The sequence below is a fragment of the uncultured Streptococcus sp. genome, assembly GCF_963525625.1.
Classification (GTDB): domain Bacteria; phylum Bacillota; class Bacilli; order Lactobacillales; family Streptococcaceae; genus Streptococcus.
Map to the genome: position 1 here is coordinate 1 of NZ_CAURLD010000001.1, position 22,129 is coordinate 22,129.

16 protein-coding genes and 1 tRNA gene are annotated in these 22,129 nt (G+C 44.1%); 13 read left to right on the forward strand and 4 right to left on the reverse strand.

The features are described 5' to 3' along the window. Positions 1–64: 64 nt before the first annotated feature. The 9 genes from RYK49_RS00005 to RYK49_RS00045 all read left to right on the forward strand — a co-directional run bounded on the left by RYK49_RS00005 (position 65) and on the right by RYK49_RS00045 (position 7,728). Positions 65–148 (forward strand) — tRNA-Leu (locus tag RYK49_RS00005). 352 nt (positions 149–500) lie between these two features. Then, complete coding sequence (locus RYK49_RS00010; RefSeq protein ID WP_111676771.1) at positions 501–944, forward strand: zinc-dependent MarR family transcriptional regulator; 444 nt, start codon at positions 501–503, stop codon at positions 942–944. Next, positions 941–1,651, forward strand: coding sequence for a metal ABC transporter ATP-binding protein (locus tag RYK49_RS00015; protein ID WP_111676769.1), 711 nt, complete (start codon positions 941–943; stop codon positions 1,649–1,651). Before RYK49_RS00010 ends, RYK49_RS00015 begins: the two co-directional genes overlap by 4 nt. Continuing rightward, a complete protein-coding gene (locus RYK49_RS00020) occupies positions 1,644–2,450 on the forward strand; it encodes a metal ABC transporter permease (RefSeq protein ID WP_004193783.1) in 807 nt (268 codons plus the stop codon). Before RYK49_RS00015 ends, RYK49_RS00020 begins: the two co-directional genes overlap by 8 nt. Before the next feature lie 9 nt (positions 2,451–2,459). Continuing rightward, complete coding sequence (locus tag RYK49_RS00025) at positions 2,460–3,962, forward strand: zinc ABC transporter substrate-binding protein AdcA (RefSeq protein ID WP_002923004.1); 1,503 nt, start codon at positions 2,460–2,462, stop codon at positions 3,960–3,962. Between the two features lie 150 nt (positions 3,963–4,112). Continuing rightward, on the forward strand, positions 4,113–4,556 hold the full coding sequence (locus RYK49_RS00030; RefSeq protein WP_002898703.1) for a CopY/TcrY family copper transport repressor: 444 nt from the start codon (positions 4,113–4,115) through the stop codon (positions 4,554–4,556). Next, entirely contained in the window at positions 4,556–6,817 is a 2,262-nt protein-coding gene (locus tag RYK49_RS00035) for a heavy metal translocating P-type ATPase (protein ID WP_314864498.1), read from the forward strand. The genes RYK49_RS00030 and RYK49_RS00035 overlap by 1 nt, the downstream gene beginning before the upstream one ends. A gap of 4 nt (positions 6,818–6,821) precedes the next feature. Beyond that, positions 6,822–7,040, forward strand: coding sequence for a heavy metal-associated domain-containing protein (locus RYK49_RS00040; RefSeq protein WP_314864500.1), 219 nt, complete (start codon positions 6,822–6,824; stop codon positions 7,038–7,040). Positions 7,041–7,125: 85 nt separating this feature from the next. Continuing rightward, positions 7,126–7,728 carry a DUF6287 domain-containing protein gene (locus RYK49_RS00045; RefSeq protein ID WP_314864502.1) on the forward strand — a complete coding sequence of 201 codons (603 nt, stop codon included), beginning with the start codon at positions 7,126–7,128 and terminating at the stop codon, positions 7,726–7,728. 142 nt (positions 7,729–7,870) lie between these two features. Here the strand turns inward: RYK49_RS00045 and RYK49_RS00050 are convergent, their stop codons facing one another. Together RYK49_RS00050 and RYK49_RS00055 are read right to left on the reverse strand one after the other, a co-directional pair. Continuing rightward, entirely contained in the window at positions 7,871–8,443 is a 573-nt protein-coding gene (locus RYK49_RS00050; protein ID WP_002911050.1) for a TetR/AcrR family transcriptional regulator, read from the reverse strand. A gap of 212 nt (positions 8,444–8,655) precedes the next feature. Next, the gene (locus tag RYK49_RS00055) at positions 8,656–9,258 is read right to left on the reverse strand and encodes a TetR/AcrR family transcriptional regulator (protein ID WP_002896831.1); all 603 of its coding nucleotides are present in this window, start codon (positions 9,256–9,258) and stop codon (positions 8,656–8,658) included. A 355-nt stretch (positions 9,259–9,613) separates the two neighbouring features. Here RYK49_RS00055 and RYK49_RS00060 point away from each other — a divergent pair, with 355 nt between their 5' ends. Continuing rightward, positions 9,614–12,007, forward strand: coding sequence for an SIALI-17 repeat-containing surface protein (locus RYK49_RS00060; protein WP_314831031.1), 2,394 nt, complete (start codon positions 9,614–9,616; stop codon positions 12,005–12,007). 177 nt (positions 12,008–12,184) lie between these two features. Continuing rightward, positions 12,185–13,315, forward strand: coding sequence for an ABC transporter ATP-binding protein (locus RYK49_RS00065; protein WP_002896829.1), 1,131 nt, complete (start codon positions 12,185–12,187; stop codon positions 13,313–13,315). 83 nt (positions 13,316–13,398) lie between these two features. Here the strand turns inward: RYK49_RS00065 and RYK49_RS00070 are convergent, their stop codons facing one another. Next, positions 13,399–14,247 carry a putative RNA methyltransferase gene (locus RYK49_RS00070; RefSeq protein ID WP_314831032.1) on the reverse strand — a complete coding sequence of 283 codons (849 nt, stop codon included), beginning with the start codon at positions 14,245–14,247 and terminating at the stop codon, positions 13,399–13,401. Positions 14,248–14,339: 92 nt separating this feature from the next. After that, positions 14,340–15,596 carry a tyrosine--tRNA ligase gene (tyrS, locus tag RYK49_RS00075; protein ID WP_314831046.1) on the reverse strand — a complete coding sequence of 419 codons (1,257 nt, stop codon included), beginning with the start codon at positions 15,594–15,596 and terminating at the stop codon, positions 14,340–14,342. Between the two features lie 154 nt (positions 15,597–15,750). Between tyrS and pbp1b the strand changes: the two genes are divergently transcribed. Both pbp1b and rpoB read left to right on the forward strand, forming a co-directional pair. Then, entirely contained in the window at positions 15,751–18,165 is a 2,415-nt protein-coding gene (gene pbp1b / locus RYK49_RS00080; RefSeq protein WP_314864505.1) for a penicillin-binding protein PBP1B, read from the forward strand. Positions 18,166–18,558: 393 nt separating this feature from the next. Further along, complete coding sequence (gene rpoB, locus RYK49_RS00085) at positions 18,559–22,125, forward strand: DNA-directed RNA polymerase subunit beta (protein WP_314864506.1); 3,567 nt, start codon at positions 18,559–18,561, stop codon at positions 22,123–22,125. Positions 22,126–22,129: the final 4 nt, after the last annotated feature.

Below are 22,129 nucleotides of genomic sequence, written 5' to 3' on the forward strand. Positions count from 1 at the left end.
AGGCAAGGGACTTTGACTCCCTCATGCGTTGGTTCGAATCCAGCTACCCCAGTTAAAAACTTGAGCCGGCGTGGCGGAATTGGCAGACGCGCTGGACTCAAAATCCAGTGTCCTCACGGACGTGCCGGTTCGACCCCGGCCGCCGGTATAGCTTAAGTTTAGCGAAGCATTTTAGCTTCGTTTTTTTGTCTTTTCTGTAGTATTTACTTGCAAGCTAATGCGGAAGATTGAATCATGATTTTACTTGTAAATCCACACTCAACTAATGTAATGGACTCACCATCAAATTGTTTATAGAATCTAGAATGCTAATATGAGTCAGCTCGGTTTGTTGCTTTTCATTCTCTGATTGAGTTTTATTTAGGGCTTAAGAATCTAATTGTATGATTAAATATTTTTTGTGAAAAGCATCTTACTTTTACTGAAAATTCTTGACTCTTTTCTTTTTTGTGGTATAATTAACCAGTAAAGCTTTAACTGGTTAAGAGAAGGAGGAGGAAATGACTCATTTAGCGCAGAAGATCGATCAATTTTTAAATGAAGTTATTTTGAAAGCAGAAAATCAGCATGAGATTCTGATTGGTTCTTGCACGAGTGATGTGCCTTTAACCAATACGCAAGAGCATATTTTGATGCTTTTGTCTGAGGAATCCTTGACAAATTCTGATTTGGCAAAAAAACTGAATGTGAGTCAAGCTGCGGTGACCAAGGCTGTGAAATCTTTGGCTCGGCAAGAGATGCTGCAAGCCTTTAAAGATAAAAGAGATGCACGGGTTACCTTTTACCGTTTGACTGACTTAGCGCAGCCGATTGCAAAGGAACACCAGCATCATCACGCGCATACTTTGGAGACTTATCAAAAATTGGCTGAGCAGTTTTCTGCTAGTGAACAGGCGACAATTGCGAAGTTTTTGGAAGCCTTAGTGGGAGAGATCGGCAAATGAGATATATCACAGTTGATAATCTTTCCTTTTACTATGACAAGGAGCCTGTGCTAGAGCATATTCATTATTTTCTAGACAGTGGTGAGTTTGTAACTTTGACGGGGGAAAATGGAGCTGCTAAGACGACGCTTATCAAGGCTAGTTTGGGTATTTTGCAGCCCAAGCATGGGGAAGTGAAGATTTCCAAGACCAATGTGCGAGGCAAGAAACTGCGGATTGCGTATCTACCTCAGCAGATTGCCAGTTTTAATGCTGGTTTTCCTAGTACGGTATATGAGTTTGTCAAGTCGGGACGTTATCCGCGTAAAGGCTGGTTTCGTCGCTTGAATGAGCATGATGAAGAGCATATAAAGGTAAGTCTTAAATCTGTAGGTATGTGGGAACATCGGGATAAGCGAATTGGTTCTCTCTCTGGAGGGCAAAAGCAGAGGGCTGTAATTGCTCGGATGTTTGCTTCGGATCCGGATATTTTTGTCCTAGATGAGCCGACAACAGGGATGGATGCAGGCAGCAAGGATGAATTTTACAAGCTCATGCACCATAGTGCTCATCAGCATGGGAAGGCTGTCTTGATGATTACACACGATCCGGAAGAAGTTCGTAAATATGCTGACCGCAACATTCACCTGGTCCGTAATCAGGACTCACCTTGGCGCTGTTTCAATGTTCATGAAAGTGACGGCCGACAGGAGGTGAGCCATGCTTAATCTATTTTCCTATGATTTTATGCAGCGAGCCTTCTTGGCAGTTATTGCCATGAGCCTCTTCTCACCGATTCTGGGGACATTCCTGATTTTACGTCGGCAGAGCCTTATGAGTGATACGCTCAGTCACGTTTCGCTGGCAGGTGTAGCTTTTGGATTGGTTCTTGGACTATCTCCCACTCTCACAACGGTGCTTGTCGTCATTGTTGCAGCAGTCTTTTTGGAGTATCTGCGGACTATCTATAAGAATTTCATGGAAATCGGAACGGCCATTCTCATGTCAACTGGCTTAGCTATTTCCTTGATTGTTATGAGTAAGGGTAAGAGTTCTAGCTCGATGAGTCTGGATCAGTATCTGTTTGGCTCCATTGTGACTATCAGTATGGAGCAGGTGATTTCTCTCTTTGTTATTGCTGCTGTGGTGCTTGTCTTGACCTTCCTCTTTATTCGCCCCATGTACATCTTGACCTTTGATGAGGATACGGCCTTTGTGGATGGGCTGCCTGTGCGTACCATGTCCATTCTCTTTAATATCGTGACGGGTGTTGCGATTGCCCTCATGATTCCAGCTGCGGGAGCCTTGCTGGTTTCGACCATTATGGTCTTGCCGGCCAGTATAGCTCTGCGGATTGGGAAAAATTTCAAGTCGGTTATTTTGCTGGCAAATGCCATCGGCTTCTTTGGTATGATTGCCGGACTTTATATTTCTTACTATGCAGAGACGCCAGCTAGTGCCAGCATTACGATTATTTTCGTCAGCTTGTTCTTGCTGGTCAATCTGGTCAAAAAATTTATGAAATAGGAGCAGAAAATGAAAAAAATTAGCTTACTATTAGCAGGTTTACTGAGTATTTTCTTAGTAGCTTGTTCCAATCAAAAAAATGCAGATGGCAAGCTCAATATTGTCACGACTTTTTATCCTGTTTATGAGTTTACCAAGCAGGTGGCTGGAGATGAGGCCAATGTTGAACTTCTAATCGGGGCAGGTACAGAGCCGCATGATTATGAGCCTTCAGCTAAGGCAGTTGCGACGATTCAGGATGCAGATGCCTTTGTCTATGAAAATGAAAACATGGAGACTTGGGTTCCTGATCTGTTAAAAACTTTGAAAAATAAGGAAGAAACAGTTATCAAGGCGACTGGAAATATGCTCTTGCTGCCTGGTGGTGAAGAGGAAGAAGGCCATGACCATGGTGAAGAGGGACATCATCATGCCTATGATCCCCATGTCTGGCTGTCACCGAAGCGAGCTATTAAAATGGTGGAGAACATCCGTGATAGCTTGAGCAAGTCTTATCCTGACAAGAAAGCTGCTTTTGAGAAAAATGCAGCGGCTTATATCAAGAAACTAGAAGCCTTGGACAAGGAATATGAAGATGGATTGGCCAACGCCAAGCAAAAGAGCTTTGTCACTCAGCACGCAGCCTTTAACTATCTGGCATTGGACTATGGTTTGAAGCAGGTGCCAATTTCTGGACTTTCACCAGACAGTGAGCCATCCGCTTCACGCTTGGCTGAATTGACCGAGTATATCAAGAAAAATAAAATCAAGTATATTTACTTTGAAGAGAATGCCTCTCAGGCTCTGGCTTCTACTCTGGCTAAGGAAACAGGGGTAGAGCTTGATGTCCTGAATCCGCTGGAAAGCTTGACCGAGGAGCAGACCAAGGATGGGGCAGACTATGTTTCTATCATGCAGGCCAATCTAAAGGCTCTCAAGAAGACAACTGACCAAGAGGGAGCGGAGATTGCAGCCGAGAAAGAAGAAGACGATAAGACAGTGCAAAACGGCTACTTTGAAGACAGTGCCGTCAAGGATCGGACCTTGTCTGATTATGCTGGCGAGTGGCAGTCTGTTTACCCTTATCTGAAAGACGGGACCTTGGACCAAGTCTTTGACTACAAGGCTAAGCTGACTGGAAAAATGACAGCAGCTGAATACAAGGACTACTATGACAAAGGCTACAAGACAGATGTTTCCAATATCAATATCACAGACAAGACTATGGAATTTGTGGTAGATGGAAAATCCAAGAAATATACGTATAAATACGTTGGCAAGCACACTTTGACTTACTCTAAGGGAAATCGTGGAGTTCGCTTCATGTTTGAAGCGACAGACGAGGATGCTGGGGAGTACAAGTATGTTCAGTTTAGCGACCACAACATTGCACCGACCAAGGCGGCTCACTTCCATATCTTCTATGGTGGCGAAAGCCAGGAAGCACTCTTTGATGAACTGGAAAACTGGCCAACCTATTATCCAAGTAAATTGACCGGTCAAGAAATTGCCCAAGAGATGTTGGCGCATTAATATAAATAAAGTAAGAAGACGGGACTATCCCGCCTTCTTTTTTTGTATATCAGGAAATATGACGATAAAAATACTTGACAAATTACGATTACAAATGTAAACTAATAAAGAGTTAGATTACAAATGTAAATGATAAGGGAGTGTTAAACAATGGAACAGCAAAATATTAGCCAAGCAGAATGGCAAGTGATGCGTGTGCTATGGGCCTATCCACACAGTCGCAGTACAGAGATTATAGCGCGTTTGGAAGCTGATTTTTCCTGGAAGCCGGCAACCATCAAGACCCTTTTGAATCGTCTGAAGACCAAAGAATTTATCGCTATGGAAAAAATCGAGGGCAAGTTTTACTACGATGCTCGGATTTTAGAAGCGGATCATCTGGAAAGTACTTGGCAGGCTCTTTTTGACAATATCTGTAATACTAAACATGGAGATCTTTTGATTTCAATGATTGAGGGCAATCAGTTTAGTCAGGGGGATTTGGAGCGGCTCAGTCAGGTTATAGACAAAAAAAGAGCTTCGGCTCCGCTGGAAATCAAATGCCACTGTCCGCAAGGTCAGTGTCGTTGCGGGCACGGAAAGGAGGCGCATTGATGAGCGAGAAGAAAGAATACAAACTCTCTGGTATGACCTGCGCTGCCTGTGCTATGACGGTGGAGATGGCGGTCAAGGACTTGGAAACGGTCGAGGATGTCAGTGTCAATCTGGCGACAGAACGTCTCAGTTTGCTTCCTAAGGCGGGATTTGATAGCCAGCAAGTGCTGGATGCTGTAGCTGAGGCTGGTTATCAGGCAGAAGAAAAAGGAAAAGACCGACCGTCTGATGTAAGCGAAGAAGCTGAGATTAAAGCTCAGAAATTGCAAAAAAAGAAACAAGAGTTGCTGATTCTTTTGATTACGGCTCTGCCCTTGCTTTATATCTCGATGGGCAGTATGGTCGGTCTTCCTCTGCCTAGCTTCTTGGACCATATGGCGCACCCTTTGGTCTTCGTTCTGTCACAACTACTTTTGACTCTGCCTGCTGTGTGGATTGGTCGTGGTTTCTATCAGAGGGGATTTCGCAATCTTATCAAGAGGCATCCTAATATGGATAGTTTGATTGCGGTGGGGACCAGCGCAGCATTTTTCTACAGCCTCTACTCGGTCAGTCAGGTTTTTCTTGGTCATCATCCCTTTGTTCATCAGCTTTATTTTGAGTCTGTTGCAGTGATTATTGCCTTGGTTCTTCTGGGTAAATATCTGGAAAGTTCAGCCAAGGGGAGAACGTCTCAGGCGATTCAGTCTCTGCTTGAGCTAGTGCCTAGTCAGGCGACAGTGATTCGTTATGGTGAGGCTGTGACCATTGATACGGAGGAAATCCGAGTTGGAGATATTATCCGTATCAAGCCAGGAGAGCGTATGCCGGTAGATGGCCTTGTGACGGAGGGGCAGACCTTTGTGGATGAGTCCATGATGACTGGTGAAAGTGTCCCGATTGAAAAGAAGGTCGGCGATACCATTACCAGTGCCACAATCAATCAAAATGGTAGTATTGATTACCAAGCAACTAGGGTGGGTTCGGATACGACCTTAGCTCAGATTGTCAGATTGGTGGAGGAAGCGCAAGGGTCTAAGGCACCGATAGCGGCTTTGGCCGATAAGATTTCGCTCTATTTTGTCCCGATTGTGCTAAGCTTGGCTACTTTGTCCGCGCTTGGCTGGTATTTTCTAGCTGGTGAGAGTCTTAGCTTTTCCCTGTCAATCTTTATCGCAGTTCTGGTCATTGCCTGCCCTTGTGCGCTGGGATTAGCCACTCCGACAGCCATCATGGTTGGGACTGGTAAAGGGGCTGAAAATGGAATTCTGATTAAGTCTGGTCAAGCTTTGGAAGCTGCTTATCAGCTGGATACTATTGTTCTTGATAAGACTGGGACGATTACGGTTGGTAAGCCTAGTCTGACAAATCTGTTAGCCTTGAGTGATTTTAATCGGTCCGACTTGTTGCGGTTAATAGCCAGTGCTGAGCAGCATTCCGAGCACCCTTTGGCTCAGGCTATTTTGGCAGCTGCTGAAGAGGAGGGGCTTGACTTAGTGTCTGTCAGTCATTTTGAGGCCGTAATTGGACGAGGCTTATCAGCTCAGGTTGAGGGCAGACAGCTTCTGGTGGGAAATGAAAGCTTGATGAAAGAAAAGAGCATTGACAGCAGTGTCTTTCAAGAACAGTTATTGGAGCTTTCCCAAGAAGGGAAGACAGCCATGTTTGTCGCAATAGATGGACAGCTAGAAGGTATTTTAGCGGTAGCAGATGAGATGAAGTCCAGCAGTCTGTCGGCTGTGCAGGAGCTCCAGTCTATGGGGCTGGAAGTTATCATGCTGACAGGAGATCGTGAAGAAACCGCGACAGCTATTGCCCAGAAAGCTGGAATTCAAAAAGTCATCGCAGGTGTATTGCCAGATGGGAAGGCCGCTGCTATCAAGAACTTACAGGAAGCTGGGAAAAAACTGGCTATGGTCGGAGACGGTATCAATGATGCTCCAGCTCTGGTCCAAGCAGATGTTGGAATAGCCATCGGCTCAGGCGCAGATGTAGCTATTGAGTCGGCAGATGTAGTGCTCATGCATAGTGATTTGCAGGATGTGGTCAAGGCTATCAAGCTCAGTCAGGCGAGCATCCGCAATATCAAGGAAAATCTTTTCTGGGCCTTTGCTTATAATACCCTGGGCATCCCGATTGCTATGGGGCTATTGCATCTTTTCGGCGGTCCCTTGCTCAATCCTATGTTGGCTGGTCTGGCCATGAGCTTAAGCTCAGTATCGGTTGTCGTCAATGCTCTGCGTCTAGGACGCTTTAAAATGAAGAAATATACGGAGGAATGAATCTATGAAACAAATAGTCCAATTAGAAAACTTATCTTGTCAAAACTGTGTCAAACACGTCACCCAGCACTTCCTGTCTATGGAGGGAGTGTCAGATGTGGCGGTAGACCTAGAACAGCAGACAGCCCACGTCACGACTGATAAGCCTTACGGTGCATCTGATTATGAAGCAGCTCTGGCAAAAACAATCTACAGGGTTCTGGATGTGGCAGAAGCTGAATGAATAAAGTCAGTAGCTTTGCGCCCGCCCAGTTGCTAGAATCCTTCTTGTAAAAAGCGATAAAATAATCTATAATGTTACTAATCACATGATTTATCTTACCGTGAGAAAGAGGAGAAAAATGAAGAAAAAAGCTTTACCTTTTTTACTAGCAGGAGCTGCTTTATTAGCTATGACAGCTTGCTCAAACGGCAGTGCTACGAATCAATCAGAGACACCTACTAGCAGTACTGGCTCGGTAACAAGTTCTGTGGAGCAGGCATCCAGTCAATCAACTGCAGCAGCATCTTCAGCGGCTAGCAGCGCTAGCTCAGAGAGTGCGAGCACAGAAAAAAACAAGGAAAAGAAGGAGGCGATGGACATTTCAGCACTTGCAAATGGTAATTATGCCAGCGTTAAAGGAACCTGGCAGGATGCTTCTGGCAACCAGCTTGTTTTTGATGACAAGGGCTTGGTTTCAAGTGTTTATGAATTGTATGGAGCTTCTCTGACAGACTATGGGACTGCTGCTGGCGGTGTCTACGGCGGAGAAAGCGGAGGTTTTCTGATTGAGTTTCTTCCTAAGGGAGTTAAGGTCGCAGACAAGGAAAACTTTACAGATAATTCAGATGTTGGTCAAGACAGAATCTGGACAGGAGTTGGCCTGAATAGCTTTGACGAACAAGGCAGCTTCTATTATCGAGTAGATTAAACGAAGCTTGGTGCTTAATTTTATAGCTTATATGTTGACGAGAGCAGAAGACTATCTGCTCTCTTTTCTTTGGGAGAGTAAGAAATTTTACAGACAAAAAAAGCCTGCCTAAATTAGGCGGGCTTCATAATTTTGAGTTGAATTAGGCTTCACTATGAGGTGTTATAAACTGATCCATAGGGGTTGAAATCACATTCAAGAAGAGCTTGGCGAAATCCTCTGCAGGCATAGGTTCTTCTTTGATAATCCAAATTTCAATGAGGGAATTAATCCATCTAACAACAATTTCCGTAGCCATTTCTTTTGGAATTCCCAATTTTTTAGAGTCAATTTCTAAATTTTGCACGACCCACTGAGTGAAGAAGGTAGATAGATAGTCACTCCAGAAAGGATCGATAGCTGTAGTGTAGAGCACCTTCATCCATTTCCTATGTTCATAAAGGGTAGGAATCATATGTTGGGCAAAGAAACAGAACGGATTTTCTCCATTTCCTTCTTCGTAGCTTTCATACAGGGGCAAAAACGGAGTCATAATTGTCTGGCGGATGTATTGGATAATGTCTTCAACATTACTAAAATGCTTTTTATAGATAGCCTGGCGCGATAGACCAGCTTGTTTTGCAATCTCTGAAAAAGTAAAATAAGACTTTTCAGGATTTTGCTCTGCCAGCTCAATTAAGGCATTAACGACTTTGTCTCGAGTATCTTGGGGCATAAGTACCTTCCTTCTTTTTTATTAAGTTCTTGCTGGTTTGTCTAAAAATAGCGCAAATTCCAACAAAATAGTTTACCGCTTGTCAACTAAAATGATAACACTTTATAGAGGAAATGTCCAATTATTTTTAAAATTTAATATAAAAATATTAAAAAACCAGTCTTCCCTTACAAGGACCGGTTCTGTCATTTCTCTGTTTTTCTTCTAGTTGGTTATGCGATAACAATTTTATTTGAAGGACCAGCTGGACTATCATAGGCAGCAAAGCTGGTTAGGGGTGAAGATACAAGGTTGAGAAATGTCTTAGAGAACTGCTTGCAAGGAACGGGGTCATCCTGAGTGATCCAATTCTCAATAAGAGAACTAATCCAGCCAGCCAGCAGTTGATTGGCCAGGTCTTCAGGAATACCTAATTTTTGGTGGTCAAGATTTAAATTCTGCTCGATCCAGTCCTTGTAACTGGCAGTAATAAAATCGCTCCACAAGGGATCGACAGAACTAGTATATAATATTTTAATGCGTTGGCGTTGCTCATAAATAGCGGGAAGAATCGTTTGAGCCAAAAAAGTGAAAGGATCTAAGTCCGCTTCAGCATTGTTGCTATTCCAGTTGGGGGCAAAGGCTTGCTTTACCATATCTTGGCGAATGTATTCGATAATTTCAGTAGTGTTATTAAAGTGTCGTTTGTAAATAGCTTGTCTTGACAAACCGGCTTCTTTAGCGATTTCTGTAAAGGTAAAACGCGACCTGTCTGGCTGTTTATCTGCTAATTCAAAAAATGCATCTAAAATCCTATCTCGTGTATTAAGAGCCATAATTTTATCCCTCCTATACCATTTTACTTTTTCTGTCTGAAATAAGCTAGAAAATAGCCCGGAATTTTTACTAAAAAAGTTTACACATTGTTAAATGGAAAAATTTTTAGTTTAATTTCTGGACATCATGTCTGTTTAAAAACTGGACGATTTCACAAAAATGTACATAAATCAAGCCAATAATTCTTTTGTTTTAATAAGTTAATATGATAAAATAATAAAAAGTCTTATCAGAAGTCAAATAGAAAGTGTAGTTTAAAGATTACCTAATCTGAAAGATTTATGGGAGGTTTGACTGGACTTTTTATTAAGGGTTACTGATCGGGATAATAAACTATGTTCAGGGGAGAAAAAGATGAAAAGAACAGAAAAAGTTTTGCGATATTCTATTCGGAAGTCAGTTTTAGGTGTTGGTTCAGTCCTTATTTGTGCTCTGTTTTTGGGTCACAGTTTGGTGGCGGCGGATGAGGAACAGCCAGTTGCAAATGCAGTAGAGAACCCAGTTGCTGCATCGCCAGTAAATCAGGATTTGACAACGGTTAGGGAGGCTGCTAACAAGGAAGTAGGCACATTTCTGGCTGAGAAAGTGACAGATCTTGGGAATAATCCAAATTTGTCAGATGAGGAGCTTGCAGCAGCTAAGGACGAAGTCAATCAAACAGCTGCAAAGGCTCAGAATGAAATTGCCGCAGCTGAAGATAAAGAAAGGATTGATCAAGCTAAAGAAGATGGATTGGCAGACATCAACTCTATCAATCCAGTCGGCAAAGATTTACTTCTAGATGAAATCCAAAATGGGAAAGCAGAGTTTGACAAACTTGTAGATAGTAGCGATTTATTGCCTGAGGAGCAAAAGAAAAGTTTCCAAGAGTCTGTAAGGAAGAAGGCTGCAGAAGCAGAAGATGCAATTCAGAAATTAGATGTTAATGCAGCAACAGCAGAGCAGGCAGAAGTGATTCAAGAGCAAGCAGTAACCGAGGAAGATAAGTTTTTCAAATTTATAGCAAGTTCAACCGTAGATTTCACTCTGGCTTCCAAGTTAGCTGACTTGGAAGCAAATCCTAATCTTTCAGAAGCAGAAAAGAAAGCAGTTAGAGGCGAGATAGAGCAGGTTGTGGAAGCGGCCAAGAAGGTTATTGAAGGAGCAGATTCTCAGGAAGTCTATGATCAGGCAAAAGAAACAGCCATAGCCCACTTAGCCAAGATTCACCCTATTGGCAAAGAGCAGTTTTTAAAAGAAATTCAGGAAGAAAGAACAGCCGCTATTGAGGCTGTTGAGAAGAGCCAAAGTATTTCTGCTGAAGAAAAAACGGCAGCTGAAAAGAAAATTGAAGATGTAGCAGACATAGCTAAAAAAGCAATTGCAGCTCATAATGCTTGGGTTGAAAGTCCTGATGATGCTGAAAAAATTCAAGAACAAGTAGCTGCAGAGAAGCAAAGTTTGCTAAAAGTTACGACTGGACTGAAACTAGATCTTGCTCTGTCTGATAAGCTAGCCGACTTGCGGAGCAACCCGAATCTGTCAGAGGCAGAACAGGCTACGGCAAAAGCTGAAGCGGAAGCAACTCTAGCAGATGCGAAAAGAGCGCTTGAAAAGGCTGATACCGAAGAGGAACTGGAGAGAATTGAGGCAGCTGGCATTGCTAGCTTGGACACGATTCATCCAGTTGGCAAAGATTTGGTTTTAGATGAGCTTGAAGAAGAAGTCGACAAGCAAATTGAAGCAATTGAACATCACCAAACACTTTCAGAGCTCGATAAAAAGCAAGCTAAAGAAAAGATTCGAGCAGCATTAAAGGCGGTGACAGATGCGATTGCACAGCTAGATGATAGTGTAGACAGTGCAGAAAAAGCAGAAAAGCTGCAGGAACAGATTGCTGCTGAGCAGACAAAAGCTCTTGAAAATCTAGAAGCGATTGTCAAGAATGCTACTAAAGCTGTGATGACTTCTTCTATTCCAGGTGATTCACCACAAGAAACTAGGAAAGAATTTAGTGGAGGAGTTAGCGACTCTGAGCCAGAAACGGCGACGGCGTCGGAATATGATTTGTTTAGCCATGAAGTTGGAATTCATCCTGATACAGCTCCGCAGTCTTCAGTACAACCAGAATTCAGTGGCAATGTTAATGATTCAGAAGCGGCAACCGTAACACGGCCTGAATTTACAGGAGGCGTCAGCGATTCTGAGCCGATAACAGCTGCAGAGTCAGAGTATGATTTATCTAGCCATGGGGTTGGAACTCATCCCGATACAGCTCCACAGGTGTCTGCACAACCAGAATTCAGTGGCAATGTCAGTGATTCAGAAGTTGCAACAGTAACACGGCCTGAATTTAGTGGAGGAGTCAATGATTCTGATCCAACTATTACAGAAAATAACACCTATGATGCTGGCGTTCAGCCATCAGTTAGGAGTGCGCATCCAGACAGCGCTCCTCAAATATCGGCTCTTCCAGAATTTGCCGGCGGTGTCAATGCCACTGACGCGGCAGTAGCTGATGCTTTACCTTCTTACCAAGTAACTAGTGGTATTTTGTCAGCAGTTGATGGGGCCAAATCAGTACAAGAGCAGTCTTCATTAGCTAAGGTCACTCAGCTTGCTCAGCTTAAAAACAAGGAAAGTAAGAGTGGTGCATCAGTCTTGCCACATACGGGTCAAGCTTCTAATGCTCTTCTTACAGTTGCAGGAGTTATCAGTGCTTTAGGCGCAGCTGGATTGTCATTCCGTAGTAGAAAAAAAGAAGAATAAGTTTTAAAGAGGCCCAGTGGCCTCTTTTTTGATGGAGAAATTTTTCAAAAATTATGCAAACGTTTTACTAAAAGTGCTTGAAAAAGTCAAAAAAAAACGATATAATGGACAATGTGAAAGCGCTTTGCAAACGAGAGCTTGAAAGAAAATATTTTTATTCAAAAGAAGGGGCTTATTATGGTCGAATTAAATCTGAAAAATATCTATAAAAAATATCCCAACAGCGACCACTACTCAGTGGAAGACTTCAATCTTGATATTAAGGACAAGGAATTTATCGTCTTTGTCGGTCCATCTGGTTGCGGGAAATCAACTACTCTACGTATGATTGCGGGTCTTGAGGACATCACAGAAGGAACTGCCTCTATTGATGGTACGGTGGTCAATGATGTAGCTCCAAAAGACCGCGACATCGCTATGGTCTTCCAGAACTATGCCCTTTATCCGCACATGACTGTCTACGACAACATGGCCTTTGGTCTCAAGCTGCGCAAGTACAGCAAGGAAGATATTGACAAACGGGTCAACGAAGCAGCAGAAATCCTAGGCTTGAAGGAATTCTTACAGCGTAAGCCAGCTGATTTGTCTGGTGGTCAGCGTCAGCGGGTAGCAATGGGACGCGCTATCGTTCGTGATGCAAAGGTTTTCCTTATGGATGAGCCTCTGTCTAACTTGGATGCTAAGCTGCGTGTTTCTATGCGGGCGGAGATTGCCAAGATTCACCGCCGTATCGGGGCAACTACTATTTATGTTACCCACGACCAGACTGAAGCTATGACCTTGGCGGATCGTATCGTTATCATGTCAGCGACCAAGAATCCTGCTGGAACTGGAACGATTGGACGAGTGGAGCAGATTGGTACGCCGCAGGAAGTCTATAACAACCCAGTTAATAAGTTCGTTGCCGGCTTCATTGGTAGCCCAGCTATGAACTTCATTCCAGTTAAGCTTGAAGGGAATGAGATTGTCGCAGAAGGGCTGCGCTTGACTGTGCCAGAAGGAGCTCTCAAGGTTCTGCGGGAGAAAGGTTACGAGGGCAAGGAGCTGATCTTCGGTATTCGTCCGGAAGATATCAATGCGGAAGCTGCTTTCTTGGAAACTTTCCCGAATTCAGTTGTGCATGCCAAGATTTCTGTTTCAGAATTGCTGGGAGCAGAGTCTCACCTCTACTGCCAAGTGGGTTCTAGTGAGTTTGTAGCGCGTGTGGATTCACGGGATTACCTAGAAACTGGTGCAGGTATTGACCTAGGATTTGACCTCAATAAAGCACACTTCTTTGATCCAGAGACAGAGAAGACAGTCTATTAATCAGTTGATAAACAAAGAACGCAGACAGGCTTGTCTGCGTTTTTAAAAGGGCTGCTATAACATCATTTTTGACTGAAAGCTGCTCAACTTTTTTCTTGTTTTAGTTTTCCGATAAGAATCTCAGCTGAAATGGTGGCATGTGTAAGCTGCTCCCAATTGATTAGATTTTTTTCAACATGAAAGAGTAAAGGAGTCATCTGCAGCAGGGCAGTTTTCTCCTCAGAATGCAGTTCATGGGTTGATTCTATGGTCTTTCTAGATAGGATGGTAAAGTGTTTCTGGAAATGCTGGATGATATGTTGATTAGAATAATCTTTCTTGTCCAGATACTGAGCAGCTTTTTGTCTAATTTCTTTCAGATGATTTTCTGTTGGGATGACTTTAATGATAAGCCCCTCTTTTTTCAATACTCGCTGAAATTCATGGTAATTAGCTGGTGAGAAGATGTCCAGCAAGACATCCATGCTTTGTTCCTGAACGGGCAAGTGTGCCAAATCACCTACGAACCATTTTACAGCCAGGCTCTGATCACTTTTTGCAGCTAACTGGATGGAATCTTTGGATAAATCAAAAGCGTAAATTTCTTTGTTGGGGAATTCTTCCTGAATTTTTCGAGCATAGTAGCCCTCTCCGCAAGCGACGTCTAGAATGGTCTGTTCTTCAGGCAGGGTCTGCAGCAGATCCTGCAACTCATCTAGGATATGCTGATAAAAGCCGGCTTCCAAGATGACTTTTCTATTTTGAAAGCTCGTTTTGTCATAGTCTCTAGCTTGTTTGACCTGGGGAGCTAGATTGACATAACCGAATTTGGCGATGTCGTAGGAATGGCGATTAAGACACTTGAGGCTGTTTTCTTCCATAGCCAAGCTTTGCTGGCAGAGTGGGCATGCCAGAGCTGGAGCTTGGGCAAAGCGGGCAAGTTTTGGTTTCATAGTCGCTCTCTTTCTATTGTTTTTATATAGCTGAATAGCTTCTTTTTGGTAAGACATAGAAAAATCCGATTTAGGTAATCGGATTTGTATCTTTAGTAGGTCAGGACAAAGTATTTCTTCTTACCGCGGCGGATAACTGTCAGCTCGTCTTCCAGTTTATCTGAGGCGCTAAGGACATAATCTAAATCTTGGATGCGCTCGCCATTGAGGTAGATAGCACCGTTTTGGACATCCTCGCGGGCTTGACGTTTTGAGTTTACCACGCCGGCTGTCACAAGCAGTTCTACAATATTGAGGTTGTCTTCTGCTTGGACCTGATAGTTAGGCACACCGCGCAAACCTTGTTTGAGTTCCTTGACGGACAAATTTTTGATATTTCCAGCAAAGAGCTGCTCAGTGATGTTGAGGGCTTCCTGATATGCTTCTTGACCGTGAACCAGACTGACCACTTCGCGAGCTAGGACTTTCTGCGCCAAGCGTTCGTGGGGTGCTGATTCAAACTGCTGGCGAATCTCCTCGATCTCATCCAAAGACAGGAAGGTGAAGATTTTCAGGAAGTGGATAGCGTCTGCGTCCATGACATTCATCCAGAATTGATACATTTCGTAAGGAGAAGTCTTGTCAGGATTGAGCCAGACAGCATTGCCTTCTGATTTGCCGAATTTTTTGCCAGTAGCGTCTGTAATGAGCGGAACAGTCATCACATGGCCAGTCTTGTCAGCCTTGCGGCGCAGGAGCTCTGTACCTGCTGTCATATTGCCCCACTGGTCAGAACCACCGATTTGCAGGGTCACGCCGTGGTTTTGATTGAGGATGTAGAAGTCATATCCTTGCATGATCTGGTAGGCGAATTCTGTATAGGAAATCCCTGTCTCAATCCGGCTCTTTACGGAATCTTTACTCATCATGTAGTTGACAGTGAAGTATTTCCCGACATCGCGCAGGAAGTCGATAAAGCTGATGCTGCTAAACCAGTCATAATTGTTGACCATTTCGGCCTTATTATCGCCCTTTTCAAAGTCCAGAAAGCGAGAAAGCTGATCTTGGATAGATTTCCCCCAGCCTTCCACGGTTTCCTTGGTTTGGAGGCTGCGCTCTGCATCCCTAAAGGATGGATCGCCAATCAATCCAGTTGCTCCTCCAACCAGAGCGTAGGGTTTATGGCCAGCTAGTTGCAGGCGGCGGCTAGTCAGAATGGCTACCAAGTGGCCAAGGTGCAGGCTATCAGCGGTTGGATCGTATCCACTATAATAAGAGACTTGTCCTTCTTCTAAGGCTTTGCGTAAAGCTGCTTCATCAGTGGTTTGGAATACCAAGCCACGTTCTTTTAGCTCATCAAAAATGTGCATCATGTCTCTCCTATTCTAAAAGCCAAGAAATTGGCTTATCTATATTTTAAATTTATGTTACTCTATTGTATCATAAAGCTTTTAAATAGCAATGTTTCCTTGAAATAAATCATAGATATTTGGTATAATGGGAGGATAACAAGGAGAATCGAACTTGGAACAATTAATAGAAAAATTAAAAGAGTTCTGGGGAAAAGCCCAGCAGTTTATCAAAAAAATACATCTTCCAGAATGGAGCAAGAAAATCGGCAGTAGCAACAACGGCTGGTCTATCGGTGATGTTTTTGCTGTTTTCTTGCGGATTTTTAAACTTCTGATGAATATGGCTTTTGTGTTTATCTTCTTCGGTGGCGTAATCGGTGCTGGGATTGGGATAGGCTATGCAGCTAGTCTTTTCAGCAAGGTGGAAGTGCCCAAGCAGGAAGAGCTAGTCAAGCAGGTGAATAATATCTCTGGTATTTCTAAGCTTACCTATGCCGATGGCAGCTTGATTTCAGATGTTGACAATGATTTGCTCCGCATTCCAGTTAAGAGTGACGCCATCTCTGAAAATGTAAAAAAAGCCGTTATCGCTACAGAGGATGAGAACTTTGAAACGCATAAGGGAGTTGTGCCCAAGGCTGTGCTTCGGGCTACGCTCGGTTCAGTTGTTGGAGTTGGCTCGTCTAGCGGGGGGTCAACCATTACCCAGCAGTTGATCAAGCAGCAGGTGGTGGGCGATGCGCCGACCTTCAAGCGGAAAGCGGCGGAGATTGTTGATGCGCTGGCTTTGGAACGCTACATGTCCAAGGATGATATTTTGACGACCTACTTGAACGTTTCGCCTTTCGGGCGTAACAATAAGGGGCAGAATATCGCTGGTGTGGAAGAAGCTGCTCAAGGAATTTTTGGTGTCTCTGCTAAGGATTTGACAGTGCCCCAGTCTGCTTTTATTGCCGGCTTGCCACAGAGTCCGATTGTTTATTCGCCTTATGCAGCGGATGGCAGTCTCAAGAGTGCAGGGGATTTAGCTCTGGGCTTGGAACGTGCCAAGGATGTGCTCTATAATATGTATCGTACGGGCCATCTAAGCGAGAAAGAGTACAAGGAGTACAAGGACTACGACTTGACCAAGGATTTCAAGCCATCTGAAAGCTCGGAAAAATCTTCGCATGGCTACCTTTATTACACTGCGGTCGAAGAAGCCCAGCAGACCATGTATGAGTACTTGATCCAGCGGGACAATGTTTCCCAGCAAGAGCTGAAAAACAATGACACTGTCAAAGCCTACAAGGAATTGGCTGCTAAAGAACTGAGTGATGGCGGCTATACTGTTACGACCACGATTAACAAGAACATTCACACCGCTATGCAAAATGCAGTAGCCAACTATGGTGGCATCTTGGATGACGGAACTGGTGCAATTGAAGTGGGAAATGTCCTCATGGACAATAAAACCGGTGCAGTGATTGGTTTTGTTGGTGGCAGAGACTATGCTTCCAATCAGAATAATCACGCCTTTGATACGGAACGGTCACCGGGTTCGACCATTAAGCCGATTCTGGCTTATGGGATTGCTATTGACCAAGGTCTGATGGGCAGCGCCAGCGTTCTTTCTAACTATCCGACTAACTTTTCAAGCGGCGACCCGATTATGCACGTGGACAGCCGTGGTACAGCCATGATGGACCTGCAAGAAGCGCTCAATACTTCTTGGAATATCCCGGCTTATTGGACTTACCGCGGATTACGTGAAAAAGGTGTCAATGTCCGTGGCTATATGGAAAAAATGGGTTATTACATCGATGACTACAGCATTGAGAGTCTCCCAATGGGCGGCGGAATCGAAGTATCTGTAGCTCAGCACACCAATGGTTTCCAAACCTTAGCCAATAATGGGACCTACCAGAAAAAATACATGGTTGAAAAAATCACAGACCGAGATGGCAAGGTGATTTACCAGCATAAGGCCAATCCTGTTCAGATTTACAGCCCAGCAGCGGCTACGATTATGCAGGAGCTCATGAGGGGAGTTATCAATTCTGGAGCTACTACGACCTATAAATCCAGAATCAGTCAGGTCAATGGAACCTTGGCTGGAGCCGACTGGATTGGTAAGACTGGAACGACCAACACCAATGGCGATATGTGGCTGATGCTTTCTACTCCAAAGATGACTTTGGGAGGCTGGATCGGTCATGATGATAATAGCTCTATGGCGGCGTTGACTGGTTATAACAATAACGCTTCCTACATGGCTTATATGGTAGATGCCATCTATCAAGCAGATCCGAATGCCTGGGGCGTTGGTGATAAGTTCACTCTTGATCCGAGTGTGATTAAGTCTGATGTACTCAAGTCCACAGGAGAAAAGCCAGGTACAGTAACGGTAAATGGGCGCTCTGTTAATCTCAGTGGTCCGACAGTGCCTAGCTATTGGGCCAAAAACGGCGCTCCGACTACGACCTACCGCTTTGGTATCGGGGCATCAGATGCGGATTATCAGAAGGCTTGGTCAGCTATTCTGGGCGGTTCTACCTCCAATTCTAATTCAAGTTCCAATTCCAACAATAACCGGCAAGGGAACTAGCGCATCAAGAGCAGTTTTAACTTTTCAGAAAGCGGATGAAATCCTTGCAATTTCTAGCTAAATAAGGTATAATGATAGCAATAATTTGTCGTGTGCTTTATTTGAAATATTGTCCAAATAGAAGCTTACAGCAGTTAAATCAAACTTGAATAAGTCAGATTTAGCTGCTCTTTTTGTGCCTATTTTTAGGAAAAACGAATTATGTAACCATAATTTAATTTTTCTGAAAATTAAACAAAAGGGACTGATTGTGGCTGTTTTGCAGCATTGTAAATGACAGAGGATCTTCCTCTGAAAACATTTCACAGAACTCGCCCTCAAAGCGTTAAGAAAAAGATACCTTTCTTCTCGCTTTATCAAGGGCTCAGTATCTTATCATAAAGGAGTAAAAACTTGGCAGGACATGAAGTTCGATACGGTAAACACCGTACCCGTCGTAGTTTTTCAAGAATTAAGGAAGTTCTTGATTTACCAAATTTGATTGAAATCCAAACGGATTCGTTCCAAGATTTCTTGGATCATGGTCTGAAGGAAGTCTTTGAAGATGTACTTCCTATTTCAAACTTTACCGACACCATGGAATTGGAATTTGTTGGCTATGAAATCCGTGAGCCTAAATATACGCTGGAAGAAGCACGTATCCACGATGCTAGCTATTCAGCGCCAATCTTTGTGACTTTCCGTCTGATTAACAAGGAAACAGGTGAAATCAAGACTCAGGAAGTCTTCTTTGGTGATTTCCCAATCATGACTGAAATGGGAACCTTCATCATCAATGGTGGTGAGCGGATTATCGTATCCCAGTTGGTGCGTTCTCCAGGGGTTTACTTTAACGATAAAGTTGACAAAAATGGAAAAGTTGGCTACGGTTCAACGGTTATTCCTAACCGCGGTGCTTGGTTAGAGTTGGAAACAGACTCAAAAGACATTGCCTACACTCGTATTGACCGGACACGGAAGATTCCATTTACCACTCTGGTGCGTGCGCTTGGTTTCTCAGGTGATGATGAGATCTTGGACATCTTTGGTGACAGCGACTTGGTTCGCAATACCATTGAAAAAGATATCCACAAGAACCCAATGGACTCTCGTACAGATGAAGCCCTGAAAGAAATCTATGAGCGTCTTCGTCCAGGTGAGCCTAAGACGGCTGAAAGTTCTCGCTCTCTCCTTGAGGCGCGTTTCTTTGATCCGCATCGTTATGACTTGGCAGCAGTTGGTCGTTACAAGATCAATAAGAAACTTAGCGTCAAGACACGCTTGCTGAACCAAACCATTGCAGAGCCATTGGTAGATGCTGAAACAGGAGAAATCTTGGTTGAAGCTGGTACAGTTATGACCCGCAGTGTCATTGACAGCATTGCAGAGCAGTTGGACAATGGTTTGAACAAAATCACTTATATTCCAAACGACTCAGCTGTCTTGACAGATCCTGTAGAATTGCAGAAGTTCAAGGTAGTGGCACCAACCGATCCAGACCGCGTTGTGACCATCATTGGTAACGCAAATCCATCTGACAAGGTTCGGATTGTGACACCAGCTGACATCTTGGCTGAGATGAGCTACTTCCTCAACTTAGCTGAAGGCATTGGTCGTGTAGATGATATTGACCACTTGGGGAACCGTCGTATTCGTGCAGTTGGTGAGCTTTTGGCCAACCAAGTCCGTTTGGGACTTTCTCGCATGGAGCGTAATGTTCGCGAACGGATGAGTGTTCAAGACAATGAAGTACTGACTCCGCAACAAATCATCAACATCCGTCCAGTAACTGCAGCTATTAAAGAATTCTTTGGTTCTTCTCAGTTGTCTCAGTTCATGGATCAACACAATCCGCTGTCTGAGCTTTCCCACAAGCGACGTTTGTCTGCCTTAGGACCTGGTGGTTTGACACGTGACCGCGCTGGTTATGAAGTGCGGGACGTGCACTATACTCACTATGGCCGTATGTGTCCGATTGAAACGCCTGAAGGACCGAACATTGGTTTGATCAATAACTTGTCTTCTTATGGACACCTTAACAAATATGGCTTTATTCAAACGCCTTACCGTAAGGTAGACCGTGAAGCTGGTGTAGTAACCAACGAAATCGTTTGGCTGACCGCTGATGAGGAAGATGAATTTATCGTAGCGCAGGCTAACTCTAAGCTGAATGAAAAAGGCGGTTTTGCTGAGCCTATCGTTATGGGACGCCACCAAGGTAATAACCAAGAATTCCCATCAGACCAAGTAGACTACATGGATGTATCGCCTAAGCAGGTAGTTGCCGTAGCGACAGCATGTATTCCTTTCTTGGAAAATGACGACTCCAACCGTGCCCTCATGGGTGCCAACATGCAACGTCAGGCTGTGCCTTTGATCGATCCAAAAGCACCTTACGTTGGTACTGGTATGGAATACCAAGCTGCCCACGATTCTGGTGCAGCAGTCATTGCTCAGCATGATGGTAAGGTTACCTATGCGGATGCCGACAAGGTTGAAGTCCGCCGCGAAGATGGTTCTCTTGATGTTTACCAAATTCAAAAATTCCGCCGTTCGAACTCAGGTACTGCTTATAACCAACGTACCTTGGTGAAAGTTGGCGATGTCGTTGAAAAAGGTGACTTTATCGCTGACGGACCTTCTATGGAAAAAGGAGAAATGGCCTTGGGACAAAACCCAATCGTTGCCTACATGACATGGGAAGGTTACAACTTCGAGGATGCCGTTATCATGAGCGAACGCTTGGTGAAAGACGATGTCTATACATCTGTCCACCTTGAAGAATACGAATCAGAAACACGCGATACAAAGCTCGGGCCTGAAGAAATCACTCGTGAAATTCCAAACGTTGGTGAAGATGCCCTTAAAGACCTTGACGAAATGGGTATTATCCGTATCGGTGCTGAGGTTAAAGAAGGCGATATCCTTGTAGGTAAAGTAACACCTAAGGGTGAGAAAGACCTTTCAGCTGAAGAACGTCTCTTGCACGCTATCTTTGGAGATAAGTCTCGTGAAGTGCGTGATACTTCTCTTCGTGTACCACACGGTGCCGATGGTGTCGTTCGTGATGTTAAGATCTTTACACGTGCAAATGGAGATGAGTTGCAATCAGGTGTTAACATGCTGGTTCGCGTCTACATCGCTCAAAAACGTAAGATCAAGGTCGGAGATAAGATGGCCGGTCGTCACGGAAACAAAGGGGTTGTATCCCGTATCGTTCCTGTGGAAGACATGCCTTATTTGCCAGACGGAACACCAGTTGATATCATGTTGAACCCACTCGGGGTACCATCTCGTATGAACATTGGTCAGGTTATGGAGCTCCACCTTGGTATGGCAGCACGTAACTTGGGCATCCATATTGCAACACCAGTCTTTGATGGAGCAAGCTCAGAAGATCTCTGGGATACTGTCCGCGAAGCTGGCATGGACAGCGATGCCAAGACCATTCTCTACGACGGACGTACCGGTGAGCCGTTTGACAACCGTGTATCTGTCGGTGTCATGTACATGATCAAGCTCCACCACATGGTAGATGATAAACTCCATGCCCGCTCAGTAGGACCTTACTCAATGGTTACCCAACAGCCGCTCGGAGGTAAAGCTCAGTTTGGTGGACAACGTTTTGGTGAGATGGAAGTTTGGGCCTTGGAAGCTTACGGTGCTTCTAACGTTCTGCAAGAAATCCTGACTTACAAGTCAGATGATGTCAACGGGCGTTTGAAGGCTTATGAAGCTATTACCAAAGGGAAACCAATTCCGAAACCAGGTGTGCCAGAATCCTTCCGCGTTCTTGTCAAAGAATTGCAATCTCTTGGTCTGGATATGCGCGTTCTTGATGAAGATGACAATGAAGTAGAACTGCGTGACCTTGACGAAGGCGAAGATGATGATGTGATTCACGTTGACGATCTTGAAAAAGCGCGTGAAAAAGCAGCTCAAGAAGCGAAAGCAGCTTTTGAGGCTGAAGGAAAAGAATAAGAAT

Excerpts from the sequence above, each read along its gene's own strand:
- RYK49_RS00010 (WP_111676771.1), top strand. The coding sequence starts at position 501 with ATGACTCATTTAGCGCAGAAGATCGATCAATTTTTAAATGAAGTTATT.
- RYK49_RS00015 (WP_111676769.1), top strand. The coding sequence starts at position 941 with ATGAGATATATCACAGTTGATAATCTTTCCTTTTACTATGACAAGGAG.
- RYK49_RS00020 (WP_004193783.1), top strand. The coding sequence starts at position 1,644 with ATGCTTAATCTATTTTCCTATGATTTTATGCAGCGAGCCTTCTTGGCA.
- RYK49_RS00025 (WP_002923004.1), top strand. The coding sequence starts at position 2,460 with ATGAAAAAAATTAGCTTACTATTAGCAGGTTTACTGAGTATTTTCTTA.
- RYK49_RS00030 (WP_002898703.1), top strand. The coding sequence starts at position 4,113 with ATGGAACAGCAAAATATTAGCCAAGCAGAATGGCAAGTGATGCGTGTG.
- RYK49_RS00035 (WP_314864498.1), top strand. The coding sequence starts at position 4,556 with ATGAGCGAGAAGAAAGAATACAAACTCTCTGGTATGACCTGCGCTGCC.
- RYK49_RS00040 (WP_314864500.1), top strand. The coding sequence starts at position 6,822 with ATGAAACAAATAGTCCAATTAGAAAACTTATCTTGTCAAAACTGTGTC.
- RYK49_RS00045 (WP_314864502.1), top strand. The coding sequence starts at position 7,126 with ATGATTTATCTTACCGTGAGAAAGAGGAGAAAAATGAAGAAAAAAGCT.
- RYK49_RS00050 (WP_002911050.1), bottom strand. The coding sequence starts at position 8,443 with ATGCCCCAAGATACTCGAGACAAAGTCGTTAATGCCTTAATTGAGCTG.
- RYK49_RS00055 (WP_002896831.1), bottom strand. The coding sequence starts at position 9,258 with ATGGCTCTTAATACACGAGATAGGATTTTAGATGCATTTTTTGAATTA.
- RYK49_RS00060 (WP_314831031.1), top strand. The coding sequence starts at position 9,614 with ATGAAAAGAACAGAAAAAGTTTTGCGATATTCTATTCGGAAGTCAGTT.
- RYK49_RS00065 (WP_002896829.1), top strand. The coding sequence starts at position 12,185 with ATGGTCGAATTAAATCTGAAAAATATCTATAAAAAATATCCCAACAGC.
- RYK49_RS00070 (WP_314831032.1), bottom strand. The coding sequence starts at position 14,247 with ATGAAACCAAAACTTGCCCGCTTTGCCCAAGCTCCAGCTCTGGCATGC.
- tyrS (WP_314831046.1), bottom strand. The coding sequence starts at position 15,596 with ATGCACATTTTTGATGAGCTAAAAGAACGTGGCTTGGTATTCCAAACC.